A 20,219-nucleotide genomic window follows, 5' to 3' on the forward strand; every position below is an offset into this window, starting at 1 on the left:
CACATAGTATCCAAGGGCGCAAAGCCCCAAATGGCTCAGTAGCGCTGGGTCATGGGGAACACCAGTGCCAGCACCGCCCAGCCGGCCTGGTACAGCACCATGGCGGGCAGCGGCAGGGACACGATGCCCCCCGCCAGCGACATGATGACCGCCAGCACGCAGCTGATCAGCACCGAGGCGGCCAGCACGATGCTGGCTTTGTGCTCGCCCTCGGCGGCACCGGCGGCAGCCTCCAGACCGCCCACAAAGCTGGCAAAGCTGCCCAGATGCAGCATGTTGCCCTCGCTCTCGGGCAGCCAGGCGGTGGCGGGGGCCAGAGCCTCCCGCTCCTGGGCGTTGAGCACTTTGACCGAATCCCCCGGCAGGCCGTAAACAGCCTCCACCAGGTTAACGTCACAGTTGAAATCGTCGCAGTCCACAATGATGGACATGCCCGCACGGCGCAGGCTTTCCAGCACGGCGGCGGTATCGGGGTCGCGCTGGTAGGCCACCTGGAACATGGCGATCAGGTTGCCCGACACGGCCAGATAGATGACCCGGCGCTGATTGACCGAGTGGCGGCGCTCAAACTCCGCGCTGGGGACGTTGACGCCGTATTCCTCCATGAGGGAACGGTTGCCCACCAGCACACGGCCGCCGTTGATCCAGCCCACGTAGCCTTTGCCGTAGACGGTCTTGAGGTCGTCCACCTTGAACAGCAGTTTGCGGTCGTTGCCGATCATGCCCAGAAAGACATCCCGCAGGGTGGCGCTGCCTTCCGACAGGATGGAGGCCGCCAGAGGAATGGCCAGATCGATGCGCTCCTTGCCGATGGGACGGATGCCCGCCAGCGTGACGCATCCCGTGGGGAAGAGATCCCGGGCGGTGATCTGGATGATGTTGGTACGGCCCAGCTGGCGGATGTCCTTCCAGCCGGGAATGACGGCGCCCACCCGGGCCGCGCTGCGCTGCATGAGCTGGGCAGGCAGGGCCGAGATCAGGGTGCCGGAGAGGGGGGTGCCCAGGCAGAGCACCGCCGCCATGGCAGAGAAGGCCATTCCGGCGTCGCCGCGGTAAAGCAGGGTAAACACCAGGCTGATGAGGCCGCAGGCCCCCAGCGCCCAGCTGAACTGCTGCTGGCTCTTGTCGGAGGTGCGGTGAGCGCCGCTGCCCGCCAAAAAGCCCTTGAGCAGCACGGTGGGACGGCTGACCAGCAGGCAGGGCTTGGTCTCGCCCAGACCCCGGGTGACGGTGCGCAGCACGGCGGCATCCCGCAGGCGGTAGGCCACGGCGTGGTCCACCCCGGCGCTGACCAGATCAAAGTTGGCGCGCACGGTGCGGGCGTCCAGCATCTTGCCCGCGGCGTTGAAGCAGAGCAGCAGCGCCGCCGGGCCCGCCATCAGGCAGAACTTGGAGGCATCGTACCACTCGGGCTGGATCAGAAAGACCAGCAGCTGGATGAGAGCGCCGGCAGCGGCCAGGGTGGGCATGGTGTCGGGGGAGGGCGACCGGGCCAGGCCCAGGCCGCCTTCCAGCAGGGTACGCCAGTTGAGGCCGCAGGTGATGAGCAGCAGCACCAGCATGACCACCATCAGGGGGCCGGAGGAAACATCGGGGTTGAGGGCTCCGGGCATGGGCAGGCCGCCGATGGCCGCAGTGCCCAGGTAAAGCATGACCAGAGCCGCCGCCCCCGACACAATGGTGGTGATGGTGGCGATCAGATTCTGGCGGTCCAGCTCCTGCCGGACCTTGGGGGCATCCTCCGCCGATTCATAGTCCACCTTGTGGTGGTGCACGGCGGCGGCAAAGGGCCCCTCGGTCTCGGGGGTATCCCGCTCATCGTCGGGACGGCCCGCAAACCGCATGCGGCTGCGCTTTTTGCGGGCAGGCTCCTCCTCCCCGTCGTCCGGCTCCTGCTGAGTCAGGCGGGCGGCAGCCTCGGCAAAGCGGCCGCTGTCGGCGGACGTATCGCCGGTATCGTCCAGCCCGGCGTTGAGGGTCTGCTCGATCCCCCGCACAAACTGGGCGGTATTGGGCTTTTCCTCGATCTCGGGGCCGAGATCCAGGTCAAAATCCTTGGTATCGCTCTCGGGAGGCGCATCGTTCAGGCGCACCTGTCCCGTCATGGTATGCTCGTTGTCCAGGCCCGCCGACAGGTCCAGCTTGACCTGTCCCGTCATGGTGTGATCGAGAGGCGGCTCCCCTGCCGCTGCCGTGCCGGCGACATTCAGGCGGATCTGACCGGTGGCATCCCGGGCCGGGGTCTGTCCGGCAGCCGTCCCGGCAGAGCGGGTACGGCGGACGGTCTCGCCTTCCGCAGGCGCGGTGCGGCCGGTACGGGGTTCCGTCCGGGACTGTGCCGGTGCCTGGGGCTGGATAGAGCGGAGGAAATCATGGGTATCCTCCTCATCATCATGGGCCGACATGTCCACCGTGAAGCCGGAGGGCAAAGTGTCCGCCTTGGTCATGACCGGCTCTCCCACCGGCTCGGAGGTGGAAAAGCTCCGGGTGGAGGCTTTCTCCCGGGGCGGCTCATGGGGTTCCTTGCCGGGGGTGAACTCCACCGTGTCCCGCTTTTTGCGGGGGCGCTGGGCCTCGGCGTCGGTGCCGGCAGCGGGCTGCTCCGGCCAGGTGCGCAGCGTTTCCGGCTCCGCCTCGGGCTGGGGCCGGGCTTCCGGCTGGGGCTCTGTGCGGTCCGCTTTTGCTGCCTCCTCCCGGATCTGGGAGGTGGTGGTATGGTAAATGCCCAGAGAGGACAGCGTCTCAGTCAGCGAACCATGTACCCGCCGGGTCCCCGCATACTTGGAGCGGTAGACATACTTCTGGGGCTGAGGTTCGGGTTCCGGGGCAGGCTGGGGCTCGGGGGCAGGTGCATATCCTGCGCCGTAGCCGGTGTCCGGCTCCGGCGCCTCCTCAGGTTCCGCGTCATATTCCGGTTCGGATGCTTCCCCGGGCAGGGCATCGTCCTGATCCGGCTCAAAGACATCCTCCTCCGGCGGGTTTTCCTCCTCTTCCGGCTCAAAGACGGTTTCTTCCTCGTCCTCCGGTTCCTCGCTGCGGCCGCCGAACAGGCCGAAAAAGCCCTTCTTTTTGCGGGAACGCTGACGGCCGGTTTCCTCCCCGCCGTCCTCCGGCACGGCGTCCTTGTCGCCAAAGACCGAGACACGGATGGGGGTGATCTCCGCCGTGTCCTCCGCCCGCTTGAACAGGCCGCGTTTCTTTCCGCTCTTTCTCTCAGGAGGCAGCTTGCCGTTGGCGTCGGGCACTACGGCCACGCTCTCCTCAAAGAATTCCTGGAACTGATTCTTGCGCAGCGCCAGCTCATCGGTGCTCTGGGGGGCGTTGTCCCCGCCCATCTGGCGCAGAAAATTCTTGATGATGCCGGTGCGGGTGGTATCCCCCATGGTGTTGTCCGGCTTGTCCGGCTGGGGCTTGGGCTCAGGCTGAGGCTTGGGTTCGGGTTCCGGCGCGCGCAGCGTCGTCTCGGGCTGACGGGTGCGGGCAGGGACTTCCCCGCCCTGGTCGGGTACACTCTGACGGCGGGCAGGCTGCCGGGGCGTGCCGGCAGGGGTGCGGGCCGTGGTTCCCGCCGGAGCGGCAGACGCCGTCGTTTTGGGCATCGCCTTTTTGGCCGGGGCCTGGGCCGTCACTGTGGAGGAGGGATGGCGCACTGCTTCCTCGCTGCGGAAGATGGGCAGGTCGGCCAGCAGTGCGTCAATGGTCTGCGTGGAAAACCGGGATTCCGGGTCCGCCACATCGGCGCTGACCTCCACCTTCGGCATTTCATTTTGGGGAATGGGCCCAAGCTGTACGGTGGTGTTGTCGGGATGAGCGCCAGAACGCGGGATGCTGCGCAGAATCTCGTCCACGTTGCGGTCGGTAACACCGTCACGGATTCCCTTTGCCTCCTGCTGCTGGTTGAGCTCCTCCAGAATTCGCTCCACCGAATCATTTGTCCGCTTGCTTGGCATGGTGTGTTTCTCTCCCTCTTACTCTAAACCGTCCGTTTGCTCTGTCACACATTCCGTCTGCGGCGCATTATATCGTACATCAGGATGCCCGCTGCCACCGACACATTGTAGCTGTCCACCCCGGTACCCCGGGCGGCCATATCTAGGCTGACAATGCCGTCGCACAGCTTGCGCACCAGCGCGCTGACGCCGCTGCCCTCGCTGCCCATGACCAGCGCCACCGCTCCCGAAAGGTCGGTGCGCTCCAAAGGCTCGCCGCCCATATCGGCGCAGTAGACAAAGACATTGTTTTCCTTGAGGTCGCGCACGGCCTGGGCCATGTTGGGCACCCGGGCCACGGGCAGACGGGCCGCCGCCCCGGCGCTGGCCTTCATGACGGTGCCGCTGACGCCCACGCCGCCCCGGCGGGGAATGACCACCCCGTGGGCGCCGCACAGCAGGGCCGACCGGATGATGGCACCCAGGTTATGGGGGTCCTCGATGCCGTCGCACAAGACCAAAAACGGCGGCTCGTCCTTCTGGCGGGCCGCTTGGAGAAGGTCCTCCAGCGAGGCATATTCAATCTCGGCAGCCCGGGCGGCCACCCCCTGGTGCTCGGCCCCGCCGCACATCTGGCGCAGCTTGCCCGAGGGCACCCGCTTGGTCACGGCTCCTGCCTGACGGGCCAGGGCATTGTAATACCCCACCGTCGCCTCCGGCATGGTGTCCGCCAGCCAGACGGTGTCCACCGGGCGGCCGCTTTTCAGCAGCTCGGCCACAGGATTCTTGCCGTAGATCAGGGTATCGGTCCTTTCCCGCGGTTCGCGGTTGTCGCGGTTGTTTTTCTCCATTGCTTTCCTCCGACGCATGACCGGTGTTTTCCGCCATGCACAACTCTATCCTGCCCCGTCTCCGTCCGCCGTCTGCGGCCGGGCGGGCAACTTCACACCGTGCTCTCCCCCGCGGACAGGCGGGTACAGAACCGGCAGTTTAAGATACACGGTAGTAGTATATCACACTTTCGTCCTTTTTGCTACCGTCCCGCACCCCCTTTTGCGGGGGTTTTTTGACGGTTTTTCCCCGGCCCTGTCGGACGCTGGAACGCGGTTTATACAAACCGTAGACGGTGGAAAAGGGTTTCCACATGTTGAAAACTCTGTGGAAAAGGTTGAAAACCCGCCTGCCAAGCGGGTTTTTACCTCTGAGGGGAAAAGTTTTCCTCCCCGTTTTGCACAATTTGTGGAAAACTTTTCAACATAACAGAGTGGATAAGCCGCCCTGTCAAGTTGGCAAACCGCTGATTTTTCCGCCCTTTGCCGCCCGGAGTTCCGCAGTTTCCACAAGGCTCCGCCCTGCCCGACAGCTCTCGCCGTGCCCCTTACACGGGCGTAAAAATATGCTATAATATCCCCGAAAAAAAGCAGAAGGGAGGCGGTCCGGATGGACGAGAGCAAGGTGCCCGGCTGGCATGTGCTGGGCAGCGCCGGGGGCATGGACCTGGACCAGACCCTGACCAGCGGGCAGTGCTTCCGCTGGCAGCGTCAGGCCGACGGGTGGCACGGCATCGCGGAGGGCCGCCGTGTCACGGCAAAGGTGGAGGACGATATGCTGTGGCTGCTTTCTCCCCCGGAGGAGGACGGCTTCTGGCGGCATTACTTTGCCCTGGACACCGACTACGGGGCGCTGCACCGGCGTTTTGCCGCCAGCAAACGTCTGGCCTCCTGTGTGGAGGCCGCGCCGGGGCTGCGGGTGCTGAACCAGCCCTTTTTCGAGGTGCTGTGCACCTTTCTCATCAGCCAGAACAACAACATTCCCCGCATCAAGGGAATTGTGGAACGGCTGTGCATGCTGTGCGGGGAGGAACTTGCCCCGGGGGTGTATGCCTTCCCCGCCCCGGAGGCCCTGGCCACCCAAACACCCGAGAGCATGGCGGTGCTGCGGGCGGGCTGGCGCAGCGACTATCTGCTGAACGCCGCCCGCCGGGTCTGTGACGGGGCGCTGGACCCGCAGACTCTGTCCGCCCTGCCCATGGACGCCGCCCGGGAACAGCTGATGCAGCTGCGGGGGGTGGGTCCCAAGGTGGCCGACTGCGTACTGCTGTACGGTCTGGGCTTTGCCGACGCCTGCCCCATGGATGTCTGGATGAAGCGGGCCATGGCAGTCCTTTTTCCCCGGGGGATGCCCCGGGCGGCGGGAGCCTGCAAAGGCATCGCTCAGCAGTATATCTTTGAATACGCCCGCACCCACCTGCCCCGGGGTGAAAAACCGCCCGCCAAGCCCCGGAAGCCGGGCCTTTCCAGGGCAAAATCCGCCAAAGGAAAAACTTTACCCCGGGAACCGGAGCAAAGCTGTTGATTTTTTGTCAATGCCGGGATATAATGAGACCAGACAAGCGCACAAACGCGCTTTTCGATCCGTTTGGCTCGAAGAGCCGGGCGGGCGGGGACGGTTCCGGCGGCGGCAAAACGCGGACGGGGCCGGATGCGTCATGTCACGGCTCAAGATCGCAGGGAGGTTTTAATTATGCTGGTAAACGCAACCAATATGCTGCTCAAGGCTCGTGACGGCCACTACGGCGTCGGGCAGTTCAACATCAACAACCTGGAATGGACCAAGAGCATTCTGCTTCAGGCTCAGGCCATGAACAGCCCGGTCATCCTGGGTGTGTCCGAGGGCGCCGGCAAGTATATGACCGGTTTCAAGACCGTCGCCGCCATGGTCCGCGCCATGGATGAGAGCCTGGGCATCACCGTCCCCGTGGCTCTGCACCTGGATCACGGCACCTACGAGGGCGCCAAGGCCTGCATCGATGCCGGCTTCACCTCCATCATGTTCGACGGTTCTCACTACCCCATCGAGGAGAACGTTGCCAAGACCAAGGAACTGGTCGAGTACGCACACGACAAGGGCCTGTCCATCGAGGCTGAGGTCGGCTCCATCGGCGGCGTCGAGGACGGCGTTGTGGGCTCCGGCGAGATCGCCGATCCCGAGGAGTGCGCCCGCATCACCGCTCTGGGCGTTGACTTCCTGGCTGCCGGCATCGGCAACATCCACGGCATCTACCCCGACAACTGGAAGGGCCTGGACTTCGAGGCTCTCGACCGCATCCATAAGGCCACCAACAACATTCCTCTGGTCCTGCACGGCGGCACCGGCATTCCCGACTCCATGGTTCAGAAGGCCATCAGCCTGGGCGTCTGCAAGATCAACGTCAACACCGACTGCCAGCTCGTCTTTGCTGAGGCAACCCGCGCCTACATCGAGGCCGGCAAGGATCAGCAGGGCAAGGGCTACGACCCCCGCAAGCTGCTCAAGCCGGGCGCCGACGCCATCATGGAGAAGGTCCGCGAGAAGATCGAGCTGTTCGGCAGCGCCAACAAGGCCTGATCGTTCCTGACCCCATCCCATAGCAAAACCGCAAAAACCCCCGCCGGGAGTTTCCCGGCGGGGGCTTTTTGTATGGGTTTGTCTCACAGGCGCTGGAACAGTCCGCTCAGCCAGAGGCCCAGCCCGATGTGGCAGGCCAGCAGCAAAGGCATGCCCAGCACAAAATACCAGTGCCGGGTCTTGTGGCGGAACAGGTACATGCCCGCCCAGCCGCCCGCCGCACCGCCCAGCAGGGCGGGCAGAAAGAGCATTTTTTCCGGGACGCGGCGGCGGCCTTTCCGGGCGCAGGACTTGTCCCACCCCATGAGGAGAAAGTCAACGAGGTTCATAGCAGCCAGCCACAGCACCAGCAGCGGCCGCAGGTCCGGCAAAGTCATGACGGGCACTCCTTTCCGGCAGGGGGTCAGACTTCGGTTTTCTGTTTTGCCTTCCACTCCCGGACAATTTTTCCAAAGACCACGCCGAACATGGTGCAGGTGGTGATGACAGCCAGTCCATCGGCCACCGGTTCTGCCATAAACACGGCGATATCCTGGGAGACGGGCAGGATGCGGGGCAGCAGGAAGATCAGCGGCACCAGCAGGATGATTTTGCGCAACACAGCCAGGAAGAGACTGACGCCCGCCTTGCCCAGGGCCACAAAGGTCTGCTGGCAGGCGATCTGCGCGCCGAACAGGCAGCTGGCGCCCATATAGATCCGCAGGGCCGTGCGGGTATAGACGCCCAGAGTGCCGTCGGGCGGGGTGAAGATGCCGATGATCAGCTGCGGCGCGAATTCACAGATGGACCACATGGCCGTGGCATAGACCAGGCAGGCGATCAGCAGGACCCGGAAAGTCTTGACCACGCGGTCGATCTTTCCGGCGCCGAAATTGAAGCTGGAGATGGGCTGTGCCCCCTGGGTGAGTCCCTGCAGGGGCAGCATGGAGAACTGCATGACGCTGGACAGGATGGTCATGGCGCCCACGGCCACATCGCCGCCGTAGACCTGCAGCTGGGTGTTGAAGCTGATCTGGATGACGCTCTCGGTGAGCTGCATGACAAAGGGCGAAAGGCCCAAAGCAATGCTGGGCAGCAAAATACGGGGCGCCGGACGGAGGTTCCTGACCTGCAGCCGCAGATAGCTGCGTTTGCTGGACAAAAACCAGACGGTAAAGGCGGCCGATACCGCCTGGGACAGGATGGTGGCCAGCGCCGCGCCCGACACGCCCATTCCCAAGCCGAACATGAAGATGGGGTCGAGGATGATGTTGAGCACCGCGCCGATGATGACGGTGAGCATGCCCACCATGGCATAGCCCTGGGCATTGATGAAGGCATTGAGGCCCAGGGAGATCTGCACAAAGATAGTGCCGATGAGGTAGATGCGGAAATACTCCCAGGAATAGCCGATGGTATCCGGGGAGGCGCCGAACATCTCCAGCAGGCGATAGCCGAACAGATAGAAAGCGGCGGTCAGCAGGACGCCCACCACCACCAGCGCCGTGGTGCAGTTGCCAAGGATCTTCTCCGCGGTTTCCTTGTCGCCCTTGCCCAGAAAGATGGAGGCACGGGGCGCGCCGCCCATGGCCACCAGGGCGGCAAAGGCGGAGATGGCGGTGATAAGGGGGAAGCAGACGCCCACACCGGTCAGCGCCGTCTCTCCGATTTCCGGCAGGTGGCCGATATACATACGGTCCACCATGTTGTACAGTACGTTAATGAGCTGTGCCACAATGGCAGGCAGTGCCAGCCGGAAAAGCAGGCTGCCGACGCTGCCGCTGCCCAGGTCCGCGCCGCCCTGGGCTGTGGAAGGTGCTTGGTGTTGCATGATGGGAAGAACCTCCTTTTTTGGTCCGGCAGCCGCCCGGTTGTCGGGAAATCGGAATGGAAAAAGCACGCGCCCCGCTGCTGTATCGGCTGCCGCGGGAAAAAATGATTTCCCCGTCAGCAAATGCCGTACACGGTCGCGGGGCGGCCTTTTGACGGAACCTGAGCGGAAGGGCCGGTCAGCGCCTGTGGCGGTCGGCCTCTGTCTCCTTGGTGATGTAGATGGGACGGTGCTTGACCTCCAGGTAGGTTTTGGAAAGGTACTCGCCCACAATGCCCAGGCAGAACAGCTGCACGCCGCTGCACAAAAGCAGGATGCAGATCATGCTGGGCCAGCCCGAGGTGGGGTCTCCGAAGATCAGCGCCCGCACCACCACAAATACAATGCCCACAAAGGCGGCCAGGCAGAAAATAACACCCATCAGGGCCGCAAACACCAGCGGCGCTGTGGAAAAGCCCACGATGCCCTCGATGGAATACTTGAACAGGCCCCAGAAATTCCACTTGGTTTTGCCTGCCACACGCTCGATGTTCTCATAGTCGAACCACTTGGTGCGGAAGCCCACCCAGCTGAAAATACCTTTGGAGAAGCGGTTATACTCCGACATCTGCAGCACCGCGTCGGTCATGCGGCGGCTCATCAGCCGGAAATCCCGGGCGCCGTCCACGATCTCGGTGTCGCCCATGCGGTTGATGATCTGGTAAAACTTGCGGGCAAACCAGCTGCGCACCGGAGGTTCTCCCTTGCGGGTGGTGCGGCGGGTGGCGGCGCAGTCCCAGTCCCCCGACAGCAGAGCGTCCAGCATATCGGGCAGCAGGGCGGGCGGGTCCTGAAGGTCGGCGTCCATGGTGGCCACATAGTCCCCCCTGGCTGCCTGCAGCCCCGCATAGATGCCCGCCTCCTTGCCGAAATTGCGGCTGAAGGAGACATACCGTACCCGGGGGTCCTGATCGTGCAGCTCGCGGGCCACCCGCAAAGTCCCGTCTTTGGAACCGTCGTCCACAAAAATAAACTCGAACTCGGCGCCGTGGCTTTGGCGCATTGTTTCGGCTACCCGCGATACCTCTTTGTAAAACAGAGGCATCGCTTCCTCCTCATTGTAGCAGGGCACTACCAGGCTGATCAGCATCCGGCCCATCCTCTCTTTATGTTCATCGTCCCGGAGACTTCCGGTGCGGAATTTCTTTACGGTTTTACCTATTATAGCGCCTTTCCGAAATCCTGACAAGGGAAGGCAATTTTTTCACATCGTCAGGCCGTCCACGGCCAGCAGCACCCCGTAAATCGCCGGCTGGTGGAGCATGTAGACCAGCAGCGTGCGGCTGCCCACAGCGCACAGGGGACGAAGGGCGGCGGGAGGCTTTGCGGCAGCGGGAACTCTGCCCAGTCCGGTCAGCCAGCGCCAGCCGAAATAACCGCACCAGAACAGAAACAGCCAGGGCAGAATGGGGAAATAATCCGCCGAGGCAAACCGGGTGAGATCGGGCAGGCCCAGCCAGAAGAGATTGGCCCGGTAAAGCGTCTGCGGCACCGCCGCAGCCAGATGCAGCTCCTCAAAGCCCAGATAGCCCCAGGGCAGCTGGTTGAGCACGGCGAACAGCACCGCGCTGGCTGCCAGCCCTGCCCCGGCGGGGATCTTTTCCAGAACCGGGCGCAGCAGGCAGGTGAGCAGCACCGCACAGGCGTTGAAGTGCAGCACCCCGAACAGGATGAGCTCCGACGGCATGACCAGCGCCGTGACTGCTGTGAGTATCAGGGCGCACCCCGCCGTGAGCAGACCGTTTTTCAGCTGGCGGCGGCCCAGGCAGAAGCTGGCCCCCGAAAGCAGAATGAAGCTCCAGCAGATATACTGCTGCCAGACATGGCACCCCGCCGACCCGATATCGTACCACCGGCTGGGATGGCCGAAGACATAGACCCAGTCGTACATACCGTGGTAGACCAGCATGTTCAGCAGCGCCAGCCCCCGCAGGGCATCCATCTGCCAGATGCGCTTTGCTCCCTGTTCCATGAGATTCTTTCCCCTCCCGGGCCGGTGAGCCGGTCCTGTTTTCTCCGTCTATCATAGCACGGCGGACGGGAGCGGTAAAGCGGCGGAACGCTTCAGCACGGGAGCTTTTCCCTCTGTAACAGTTCCCGCCGGACGGCGTCCGGGAGAAGATTTCCCCGGCAGCTCCGATGCACCGGGATTTTACCGGGATTTTGTTGCAATGTGGGTGAAAATAGGCTACAATCCTGGTAGGCTTCCCCGCCAAGGCGGGGAACATACAGGGGGAGGAAACATATGCAGGATATTCGTATCCTGGGGCTGGATCTGGACGGCACGGTTTTTGACGATCACAAGCAGATTTCGCCCCGCACACTGGATGCCATGCAGGCCGCCATCCAACGGGGCGTCGTGGTGCTGCCCGCCACCGGGCGTCCGGTCAGCGGCGTGCCGGAACAATTTCTCCACATGCCGGGGGTGCGCTATGCCCTGACCTCCAACGGCGCCACCGTCACCGAGCTGGCCACCGGCCGCCGTATCGTGGAGCTGACCTTCGACGCCGACGCCGCCATGCAGATCTATGATATTCTGCGGCCCTTCGACTGCGCCATGAGCATCTTTATTGACGGCCAGTCCTACACCTCCACCGACAACTTCGACCGGATGCAGGAACTCTCGCCCCCGGCACTGCGCCCCTATCTGCGGGACAGCCGCATCGCTGTGGACGACATCCACGCCCTCATGCGCCAGCATGCCCACGGCATTGAAAAATTCAGCATCCTTTACCCCGACTATCCCACCCGGGACGCCGCCCGCGCCGCCGTGACCGCCGCCTGCCCGGCGGAGGCCACCTCCAGCCTGGGCTGCAACCTGGAACTCAACGCTCCCGGCGTGACCAAGGGCCAGGCCCTTCTGAACCTGGCCGAGACGCTGGGCTATTCCCGGGAACAGGTCATGGCCTGCGGCGACTCGGACAACGACCTGGCCATGATCCGGGCGGCAGGCCTGGGTGTGGCCATGGGCAACGCCGAGCCCGAGGTCAAGGCGGCCGCCGATGTCATTGTGGCGGACAACAACCACGACGGCGTGGCCGAGGCTATCCACCGCTATATCCTGGGCGACTGACCCGGGCAAAGCTCCGCACTTCTTTTCATACCAGTTCCGGCACACCGGCCCTTCCGGTCTGTGTGCCTGCTGTGCTGCGATCTTGCGGCAAAACAATACGAACAGGCAGGTGTAATTTCCTTATGGCATGGACAACCAACGTTCTGGTCGGCCAGTCCGGCGGACCTACCGCCGTCATCAACTCGAGCCTGGCCGGCGTCTACGAATCGGCCAAGAGCCTTGGCGCTCCCCACGTGTACGGCATGCAGTACGGCATTGAGGGCCTTCTCCAGGGCAAATTCGTCGATCTGGACCAGTACTTCTCCGACAAAATGCAGATCGAGCTGCTCAAACGCACCCCGTCCAGCTTCCTGGGCAGCTGCCGCTTCAAGCTGCCCGAGGCCAGTGTGGACGACCGCCCCTATCGCAAGCTGTTCCAGCTGTTTGAGGAGCACGCCATCGGTGCCGTGTTCTACATCGGCGGCAACGACAGCATGGACACCATTGCCAAGCTGTCCGCCTACGGTGCGGCCATCAACAGCCCCATCCGCTTCATCGGCGTGCCCAAGACCATCGACAACGACCTGGCACTCACCGACCATACCCCCGGCTACGGCAGCGCCGCCAAGTATGTGGCCACCATCCTCAAGGAAGTCATCTGCGACGACAGCGTCTACAACATCCGCAGCGTCACCGTAGCCGAGATCATGGGCCGTCACACCGGCTGGCTGGCTGGCGCCGCCTCCCTGGCCAAGGGTGCCGATTCCGACGGCCCCGACATCATCCTGCTGCCCGAGCGCCGCTTTGATGAGGCTGCTTTCCTTGCCCGGGTCAGCGAGCTCACCGCCACCCGCCACAACGTCACCATCGCCGTGTCCGAGGGCGTCAAGAACAAGGACGGCGTCTTCCTGTGCGACCTGGTCTCCACCGCCGGTCAGCTGGATGCCTTCGGTCACAAGGCCATCCTGTCCGGCACCAGCCGCTATCTGGCCGACCTCATCCGGGTCCGCCTGGGCTGCAAGACCCGGGCCATCGAGTTCTCCACCCTGCAGCGCTGCGCCAGCCATCTGGCCAGCCGCACCGACGTGACCGAGGCCTATCAGGTGGGCGGCGCCGCTGTGGAGGCTGCCGCCGAGGGCAAGACCGGCCTGATGTGCGCCATCCGCCGCCTGTCCGACCAACCCTACCAGGTCACCACCGAGCTGGTGGACGTGCAGCAGGTGGCCAACCTGGAAAAGCGTGTGCCTGATGAGTGGATCACCCCCGACGGCATGCAGGTCACCGAGGAGTTCGAGCGCTACGCCCGTCCCCTCATCCAGGCTGAGCTGACTCCCATCTACATCAACGGCGTGCCCCGCCACATCCATCTGGGCAACGTCTGATCGCCAACCCAATACAAAGCATCCGCCCCGGAGCAAGGTTTCTCTCCCCTGCTCCGGGGCGTTTTTCTGTCCCCCGGGCATGATCGTTTTTTCTATCACAATGCATCAAAGAGACAGTTTTTCGCAATTTTTGCAATCTTTCCTTTGGTGGTTTCGCTTTGCGGTTCCGTATCATGGAATTTCATTCCTGTCATCGGCACTGCCCCGGTCAGGCAGATTCCGTTGGGCGGAACCACATTCCGGGCGCTGTGATCTGCGGGTCGGCAACCGCAACAATGGTCAAGGGCCAGGCGTTATGTTACACTCAATACAACGATAGATCGTACGGATGGCGCCTGTTGTCCGCCCCGGGCACGGGGCATCCGCACCCACAAACCACATCAGGCAGGAGGACGAATTTATGGCAAAAAATGCAATCGTCGGTCAGTCCGGCGGCCCCACCTCGGTCATCAATGCAAGCCTGGCGGGCGTTTTTGAAAGCGCCAAACGCCGGGGCGCCGGCAAGGTCTACGGCATGATGCACGGCGTGGCCGGGCTGCTGGAGCGCCGCTGGACCGTGCTGGATGACGACCTGAAAACCGCCATGGACATTGAGCTGCTCAAGCGCACCCCGTCCAGCTATCTGGGCAGCTGCCGCTACAAGCTCCCCGACTGGCACACCCCCGAGGGTGAGGCTGTCTACGTCAAGCTGTTTGAGATTCTCAAGGAGCTGGACATCGGCTATTTCTTCTACATCGGCGGCAACGACAGCATGGACACCATCGGCAAGCTGGCGGACTACGGCCAGCATGTGGGCAGCGACATCCGCTTCATGGGCGTGCCCAAGACCATCGACAACGACCTGATGGTCACCGACCACACCCCCGGCTACGGCAGTGCCGCCAAGTACATCGGCGTGGTCATGAAGGAGATCATCCGGGACGCCACCGTCTACGGCACCAAGTATGTCACCATCGTGGAGATCATGGGCCGCAACGCCGGCTGGCTGACCGCTGCCGCCGCCCTGGCCAAAGCCGAGGACTGCGAAGGTGTGGACATGATCTGCCTGCCTGAGATCCCCTTCAACGTGGACCACTTTGTGGAGAAGGTGGAGCGGATGCAGGCCAAAAAGCCCAGCATCGTCATTGCCGTGTCCGAAGGCGTCAAACTGGAGGACGGTCGCTACGTCTGCGAGCTGGCCGACGATGTCCACGCGGTGGACGCCTTCGGTCACAAGGCCCTGACCGGCACCGCCCGCTTCCTGGCCAACACGGTGGCCCGCCGCCTGGACACCAAGACCCGCTGCATCGAGCTATCCACCCTGCAGCGCTGCGCCGGGCATCTGACCAGCCGCACCGATATCACCGAAGCCTATCAGGTAGGCGGCGCCGCCGTCAAGGCTGCCTTTGAGGGCCATACCGGCGAGATGGTCGCCCTCAAGCGCATCTCCAATGCCCCCTACCAGTGCACCACCGAGCTCCATCCCATCAGCGAGGTGGCCAACCTGGAAAAGAAGGTGCCTCTGGAGTGGATCAACGCCGACCATACCGGCATGACCCCCGAATTTCTCTCCTATGCCCTGCCCCTGATCCAGGCCGAGCTCACCCCCATCTATGTGGAGGGCCTGCCCCATCACATCTACCTGCCGGAATAATTTTTCCTCTCTGACATTCCCCGTCCGCCGGTTTTCTCGGTCCGGCGGACAGTCATACGGCCCCGCCTCCCAAGGGGACCTCTGCCAAGCAAACACCGCGCCCCGGTACCGCCAAAACGCAGTACCGGGGCGCGGTGTTTGTTCTTTGTGAAACAGCATTGTCAGCCCGCTGATCCGGGAGGGACAATCCTGTTTATTTGGTCAGCAGACTGACGGCACGGCTGGTACCCAGACGGTCGGCGCCCAGGTCGAGGAACTTTTCCATGTCCTCCACTGTGGAGATGCCGCCCGCGGCCTTGATCTTGCAGCGGCCGTTGACACAGCGGGCAAAGAGCTCGATGTCGTGGAAGGTGGCGCCGGCAGTGGAAAAGCCGGTGCTGGTCTTGATGAAGTCGGCGCCCGCCTCCACCACGATGTCGCACATCTTTTCCTTCTCCTCGTCGGTGAGCAGGCAGGTCTCGATGATGACCTTGAGGACCTTGTCCCCCACCGCCTTCTTCACCGCCGCAATGTCGGCGCAAACATCGTCGTACTGCTTGTTCTTCAGCCAGCCGATGTTGATGACCATATCCACCTCGGAAGCGCCGTTCTCCACAGCGGTTTTTGCCTCAAAGGCCTTGCTCCTGGTATCCATGGCGCCCAGAGGGAAGCCCACCACGCAGCAGACCGGCACCCGGCCCGCCATATACTCCACGGCCTGACGGACATAGCAGGTGTTAATGCACACCGAGGCAGTGTGGTATTCCATGGCTTCATCGCAGAGCTTTTGGATCTGAGGCCAGGTGGCCTCCGGTTTCAGCAGCGTATGATCCACCTTGGACAGGATTTCTTCCCTGGAATAGTGACTCAACGGAACTCAGCCCCTTTCTTGCATTTCTTGCACAGACGTGCCTGGTACATGCCGCATGCGGACAGAATGACCGCCGTCACCGACGCGGTGACGCCCACAATGCCCAGCACCAGACCTGCAATGCGCAGACCCTTACCCCGTACTTTTCTCATGGCAATGTTCTCCTTTCCCGGACGTTTCCGCAGGCGGAAAGCCCGTGATCAGCTTTTCTTTTTGAAGACGAACACCTTGGAAAACACATAGTTGGACAGGATGACCACCACCTGGCTGAACACCTTGACCCCCATGGGCCACAGGCCGGCGGCGTCGCTGGCAAAGCCCAGCATGGGGCCCACCAGGCTGACGCCCACCCAGATGATGCACTGGTCCATGACCAGCGTCACCAGCCGGAAGAAGATGAATTCGCCGAACTCCCGCAGGGAACTGGCGCCCTTGTTCTGGCTCTTGAAGACGAAGGTGCGGTTGGTCCAGTAGGCAAACAGAATGCAGATGATGTTGTCGATGATGTTGCCCAGACCGGTGGCGAACTCCACGCCGAAGGCCGCCTGGTTGACGGCAAAGATCACCAGATTGAGCAGGGTGGCCAGTCCCCCGAAAAAGAGGTAGGCCAGCTGTTCGTAGTATTTCAAAATAATGGCTTTGATTTTTTCCATAACAGATTGGTTTTGGCCGCAGCGAAGGCGGCAGTCCCGGGTGAAAACAACAGAAAACGGAGCCCGCCTGTTTGCCAGGCAGGCTCCGTCTGTTACGAATTTACGGGGTCAGACCACGTGATTACTCCGCGTCGTTCTCGCCCTCGGCATCCTCATTGAGGCAAGCCTTCATGGACAGGCTGATGCGCTTGCGGTCGAAGTCGACGTCGATCAGCTTGACCTTGACTTCGTCGCCAACCTTCAGCACATCGCTGACCTTGTTGACGCGCTCGTTGGAAATCTCGCTGATGTGGACCAGGCCGTCAACACCGGGCAGGATGCGGACAAAAGCACCGAACTTGGTGATGGAGACGACCGGAGCAACAAACTCGCTGCCGATGGGATACTCGGTCTTGAGCTTCTCCCAGGGGTTGTCCTCTTCCTTCTTGTAGCCCAGAGAAACCTTCTGGTTCTCGGGGTCGTAGCTCTTGACGTAAACCTCGATGGTATCGCCAACATTGACAACCTCGGAAGGATGCTTGATGTTGGACCAGCTCAGCTCGCTGATGTGGCACAGGCCGTCCACGCCGCCGATGTCAACAAAGGCGCCGTAGCTGGTCAGGCTCTTGACCACGCCGGTGTACTTCTTGCCGACCTCAACATTGGCCCAGAACTCCTCGCGCTTGACCTTGTTCTCCTCGGCAGTGACCTTGTTGATGCTGCCGACGATCTTGCGACCGGCGCACTCGGTGATGACCAGACGGACATGCTGGCCAACCAGCTTGGTATAGTCCTCATCACGGCGCATGGTAGCCTGGCTGCGGGGAACGAAGACGCGGACGCCCTTGACATTGACGACAACGCCGCCCTTGTTGGACTCCATGACATCGCCTTCCATGACGGTGCCGTTCTCGCAGGCTTCGGACACGTCCTTCATGCCCTTCTGGGCCTCGAAACGGACGCGGGACAGGGTGTCGACGCCTTCCTGGTCGTTGGTCTTGACAACGACGAGATCCAGCTCGTCGTCAACCTTGACCAGATCCTCCATGCGGGCGGAAGGATCGGTGGTCATCTCACTCAGCTTGACAACGCCGGTGTGCTTGGAGCCGTCCACGCTGACGGTGCACTCGGTGGGGCTGACGCTGATGACCTTGGCCTTGACGATTTTACCAGCAAACAGGGGCTTTGCCTCCGAGGCCTCCAGCATCTCGGCAAAGCTCATGTCGTCACGAATTTCTTCACTCATACAGTTAAGTACCTCCTCAATTATAGACGAAGGCGTTGAAGCCCCGGCTGTCACGCCCACCACCTTTGCACCGCGCAGCCAGTTTTTGTCCAGCTCAGCGGCTGTCTCAATGCTGACGGCGTCGGTATGCCTGGCGGCGACCTGCAACAGCTTTTGGGTATTGGAAGAATGATGACCGCCAATGATGACCATATGGTCGCATTTTTGGCTGAGGTCTTCCGCTTCCTGCTGCCTCGTCCACGTTGCACTACATATTGTATCAAATATTTTGGGATTTGTACACCATTTTTTTAGAAAAGACTTGCAGGCCTCCCAGCTTTCCACCCGAAATGTGGTCTGGGCAACGGCATATATGGATTTTTGTGGCTCATTTTCGGATGCCCATGCCTCCAGCTCGGACAGACCCGCAAAAACCACCACAGGGCCCGTCGCATGGCCTACAATTCCCTCCACTTCGGGGTGGGTGCGGTCCCCTGCCACCAGCAGCACCGCACCGTTTTTGCCCGCTTCTGCAGCAATTTTATGGATTTTTGCAACAAAAGGGCAGGTGGCGTCATGAAACACCAGGCCCCGTGTTTGGATTTTGTCGTAAACCGTCTCGGGGACCCCGTGGCTGCGGATGACCACCTCGTACCCGTCGGGCACATCATCCACATCGCTGCAGGTCAGGGCGCCCCGCTTCTGCAGGTCGTCCACCACCTGTGGGTTGTGGATCAGCGGGCCGAGGGTTGCGACCTTGCGGCCCTCGTCCAGCAGCTGATAGGTCAGCTTGACCGCGCGGTTGACGCCGAAACAGAAGCCGGCCGTCTTGGCAAGGCGGATCTCCATGGCAGTTGCACCTCCGTGCGTTCGTCAATCAGTATACCACCGTCCCGGGCGTTTCATACAGCGCCGGAGCGGAAAATCAGAATTTATTCTGCTCGTACAGTTCTTCCCAGCAGCCGCGCAGCCGGTTTTTCAGGGCACGCAGCTCGGACATGGAATGCCGCGGGTCTTCGATCTTGAGCTCCTCGGCGGGGATGGGCTCACCGAAGCAGACCTTCACCCGGCAGAACAGGTGCTGGCGGCCGTCCTTGGTTCCGTAGATGATGCGGCAGGGGATCATATCCACTCCTGCCTGGCCGGCCACCACAAAGGCGCCGCTCTTGATGACGCCGATCTTGCCGTCCTTGGTGCGGGTGCCCTCGGGGAAGATCAGCAGGCCCCGGCCCTTGCTCACCTGCTCGGTAACCTGACCGACGGTATTGGTGTCGCCCTTGCCCCGGGCAATGGGCACCGCCCCCATATTGCGCAAAAACCAGCCGATGAACCAGTTGTGGAACAGTTCCTCCTTGGCCAGGATGCACATACGGTGGAAGGTGAACACCGAGATGGCCACGAACACCGGGTCCAGGTCGGAGATATGGTTGGGCGCAATGACAAAGCCGCGCCCGCGGATCAGGTTTTCGCGTCCGTATACCCGGATGCGCCACAGGACATGCCAGATCACCCAGACGATGGGCAGCAGGATCCAATATAGTACCATGTTCGTACCTCTCTTAAACTTCCCTTTCTGCGGCGGCTCAACCGATGTGGTCGAGGATGGTCTGCTTGAGCAGGGCAAAGCTCTGCTCAATGTCCAATTCGCTGGTGTCCACCAGCACGGCGTCGTCGGCGCGGCGCAGGGGCGCGGTGGCCCGGTGAGTGTCCTGATCGTCCCGGCGGCGAATGTCGGCCAGCACCGTCTCAAAGTCGGCCTGCTCCCCCTTGGCCTGCAGCTCGGCAAAGCGGCGCTGTGCCCGGGCCTCGGGGCTGGCGGTCAGGAAGATCTTCACAGTTGCGTCGGGCAGCACCACCGTGCCGATGTCCCGGCCGTCCATGAGCACGTCCCGGCTTTTGGCCAGATTGCGCTGGGTGTCCAGCAGGAAAGCCCGCACGGCGGGGTTGGCTCCCACCGCAGAGGCCGCCATACCCACCTCCTCGGCGCGGATGGCAGAGGAAACATCCTCCCCGTTGAGCAGCACATGCTGGGTGCCGTCCTTCAGCAGGATATCCAGGTGGATCTGAGGCAGCAGCGCCTCCACCGCGGCGTTGTCGGCAGGGTCCTTGCCCGCGCGCAGGGCGTACAGCCCCACACTGCGGTACATCGCCCCCGTGTCCACATAGGTATAGCCCAGCTCGGCGGCCAGTCGTTTGGCCATGCTGGATTTTCCTGCCCCGGAAGGGCCATCAATCGCAACGGAAACCATATTTCTTACTCCTTTATTTCTACCGCATTGC

General features: G+C 62.4%; 17 protein-coding genes. 5 read left to right on the plus strand and 12 right to left on the minus strand.

The genetic code is table 11. The features are described 5' to 3' along the window. Positions 1–35 precede the first annotated feature (35 nt). Both INF35_RS06930 and rlmB read right to left on the minus strand, forming a co-directional pair. Entirely contained in the window at positions 36–3,950 is a 3,915-nt protein-coding gene (locus INF35_RS06930; protein ID WP_193500932.1) for a hypothetical protein, read from the minus strand. 44 nt (positions 3,951–3,994) lie between these two features. Further along, complete coding sequence (gene rlmB / locus INF35_RS06935; RefSeq protein ID WP_193500934.1) at positions 3,995–4,780, minus strand: 23S rRNA (guanosine(2251)-2'-O)-methyltransferase RlmB; 786 nt, start codon at positions 4,778–4,780, stop codon at positions 3,995–3,997. Between the two features lie 589 nt (positions 4,781–5,369). Between rlmB and INF35_RS06940 the strand changes: the two genes are divergently transcribed. Then, the gene (locus tag INF35_RS06940; RefSeq protein ID WP_193500935.1) at positions 5,370–6,284 is read left to right on the plus strand and encodes a DNA-3-methyladenine glycosylase family protein; all 915 of its coding nucleotides are present in this window, start codon (positions 5,370–5,372) and stop codon (positions 6,282–6,284) included. Positions 6,285–6,452: 168 nt separating this feature from the next. Beyond that, a complete protein-coding gene (gene fba, locus INF35_RS06945; protein ID WP_193500936.1) occupies positions 6,453–7,316 on the plus strand; it encodes a class II fructose-1,6-bisphosphate aldolase in 864 nt (287 codons plus the stop codon). 83 nt (positions 7,317–7,399) lie between these two features. Here fba and INF35_RS06950 read toward each other — a convergent pair whose 3' ends face one another. The 4 genes from INF35_RS06950 to INF35_RS06965 all read right to left on the minus strand — a co-directional run bounded on the left by INF35_RS06950 (position 7,400) and on the right by INF35_RS06965 (position 11,137). Continuing rightward, positions 7,400–7,693, minus strand: a complete 294-nt coding sequence (locus INF35_RS06950) for a DUF1294 domain-containing protein (protein WP_193500937.1) — start codon at positions 7,691–7,693, stop codon at positions 7,400–7,402. Positions 7,694–7,719: 26 nt separating this feature from the next. Next, positions 7,720–9,126 carry an MATE family efflux transporter gene (locus INF35_RS06955; RefSeq protein ID WP_193500938.1) on the minus strand — a complete coding sequence of 469 codons (1,407 nt, stop codon included), beginning with the start codon at positions 9,124–9,126 and terminating at the stop codon, positions 7,720–7,722. Between the two features lie 178 nt (positions 9,127–9,304). Continuing rightward, entirely contained in the window at positions 9,305–10,255 is a 951-nt protein-coding gene (locus tag INF35_RS06960) for a glycosyltransferase family 2 protein (protein ID WP_193500939.1), read from the minus strand. Between the two features lie 114 nt (positions 10,256–10,369). Beyond that, complete coding sequence (locus INF35_RS06965; RefSeq protein ID WP_193500940.1) at positions 10,370–11,137, minus strand: heparan-alpha-glucosaminide N-acetyltransferase domain-containing protein; 768 nt, start codon at positions 11,135–11,137, stop codon at positions 10,370–10,372. A gap of 273 nt (positions 11,138–11,410) precedes the next feature. On the opposite strand from INF35_RS06965, the gene INF35_RS06970 reads away from it, so the two are divergent. The 3 genes from INF35_RS06970 (at position 11,411) to INF35_RS06980 (ending at position 15,232) form a co-directional block, all read left to right on the plus strand. Next, the gene (locus INF35_RS06970) at positions 11,411–12,238 is read left to right on the plus strand and encodes a Cof-type HAD-IIB family hydrolase (RefSeq protein ID WP_193500941.1); all 828 of its coding nucleotides are present in this window, start codon (positions 11,411–11,413) and stop codon (positions 12,236–12,238) included. A 122-nt stretch (positions 12,239–12,360) separates the two neighbouring features. Further along, complete coding sequence (locus tag INF35_RS06975; RefSeq protein ID WP_193500943.1) at positions 12,361–13,599, plus strand: 6-phosphofructokinase; 1,239 nt, start codon at positions 12,361–12,363, stop codon at positions 13,597–13,599. A gap of 400 nt (positions 13,600–13,999) precedes the next feature. Further along, complete coding sequence (locus tag INF35_RS06980) at positions 14,000–15,232, plus strand: 6-phosphofructokinase (RefSeq protein WP_193500945.1); 1,233 nt, start codon at positions 14,000–14,002, stop codon at positions 15,230–15,232. A gap of 193 nt (positions 15,233–15,425) precedes the next feature. On the opposite strand, the gene deoC is transcribed toward INF35_RS06980, so the two are convergent. The 6 genes from deoC to cmk all read right to left on the minus strand — a co-directional run bounded on the left by deoC (position 15,426) and on the right by cmk (position 20,188). Continuing rightward, entirely contained in the window at positions 15,426–16,082 is a 657-nt protein-coding gene (deoC, locus tag INF35_RS06985; RefSeq protein WP_193500947.1) for a deoxyribose-phosphate aldolase, read from the minus strand. Further along, a complete protein-coding gene (locus tag INF35_RS06990) occupies positions 16,079–16,234 on the minus strand; it encodes a hypothetical protein (protein WP_193500949.1) in 156 nt (51 codons plus the stop codon). The genes deoC and INF35_RS06990 overlap by 4 nt, the downstream gene beginning before the upstream one ends. Positions 16,235–16,282: 48 nt before the next feature. After that, positions 16,283–16,735, minus strand: coding sequence for a GtrA family protein (locus INF35_RS06995; protein ID WP_193500950.1), 453 nt, complete (start codon positions 16,733–16,735; stop codon positions 16,283–16,285). A 121-nt stretch (positions 16,736–16,856) separates the two neighbouring features. Further along, positions 16,857–18,788, minus strand: coding sequence for a bifunctional 4-hydroxy-3-methylbut-2-enyl diphosphate reductase/30S ribosomal protein S1 (locus INF35_RS07000; protein WP_193500951.1), 1,932 nt, complete (start codon positions 18,786–18,788; stop codon positions 16,857–16,859). Positions 18,789–18,864: 76 nt separating this feature from the next. Continuing rightward, positions 18,865–19,485: a lysophospholipid acyltransferase family protein gene (locus tag INF35_RS07005; protein ID WP_193500952.1), complete on the minus strand. Its 621-nt coding sequence runs from the start codon at positions 19,483–19,485 to the stop codon at positions 18,865–18,867. 37 nt (positions 19,486–19,522) lie between these two features. Continuing rightward, complete coding sequence (gene cmk / locus INF35_RS07010; RefSeq protein WP_193500953.1) at positions 19,523–20,188, minus strand: (d)CMP kinase; 666 nt, start codon at positions 20,186–20,188, stop codon at positions 19,523–19,525. Between the last annotated feature and the right edge of the window lie 31 nt (positions 20,189–20,219).

This window comes from Gemmiger gallinarum, assembly GCF_014982805.1.
In the GTDB taxonomy this organism is placed as follows: domain Bacteria; phylum Bacillota; class Clostridia; order Oscillospirales; family Ruminococcaceae; genus Gemmiger; species Gemmiger gallinarum.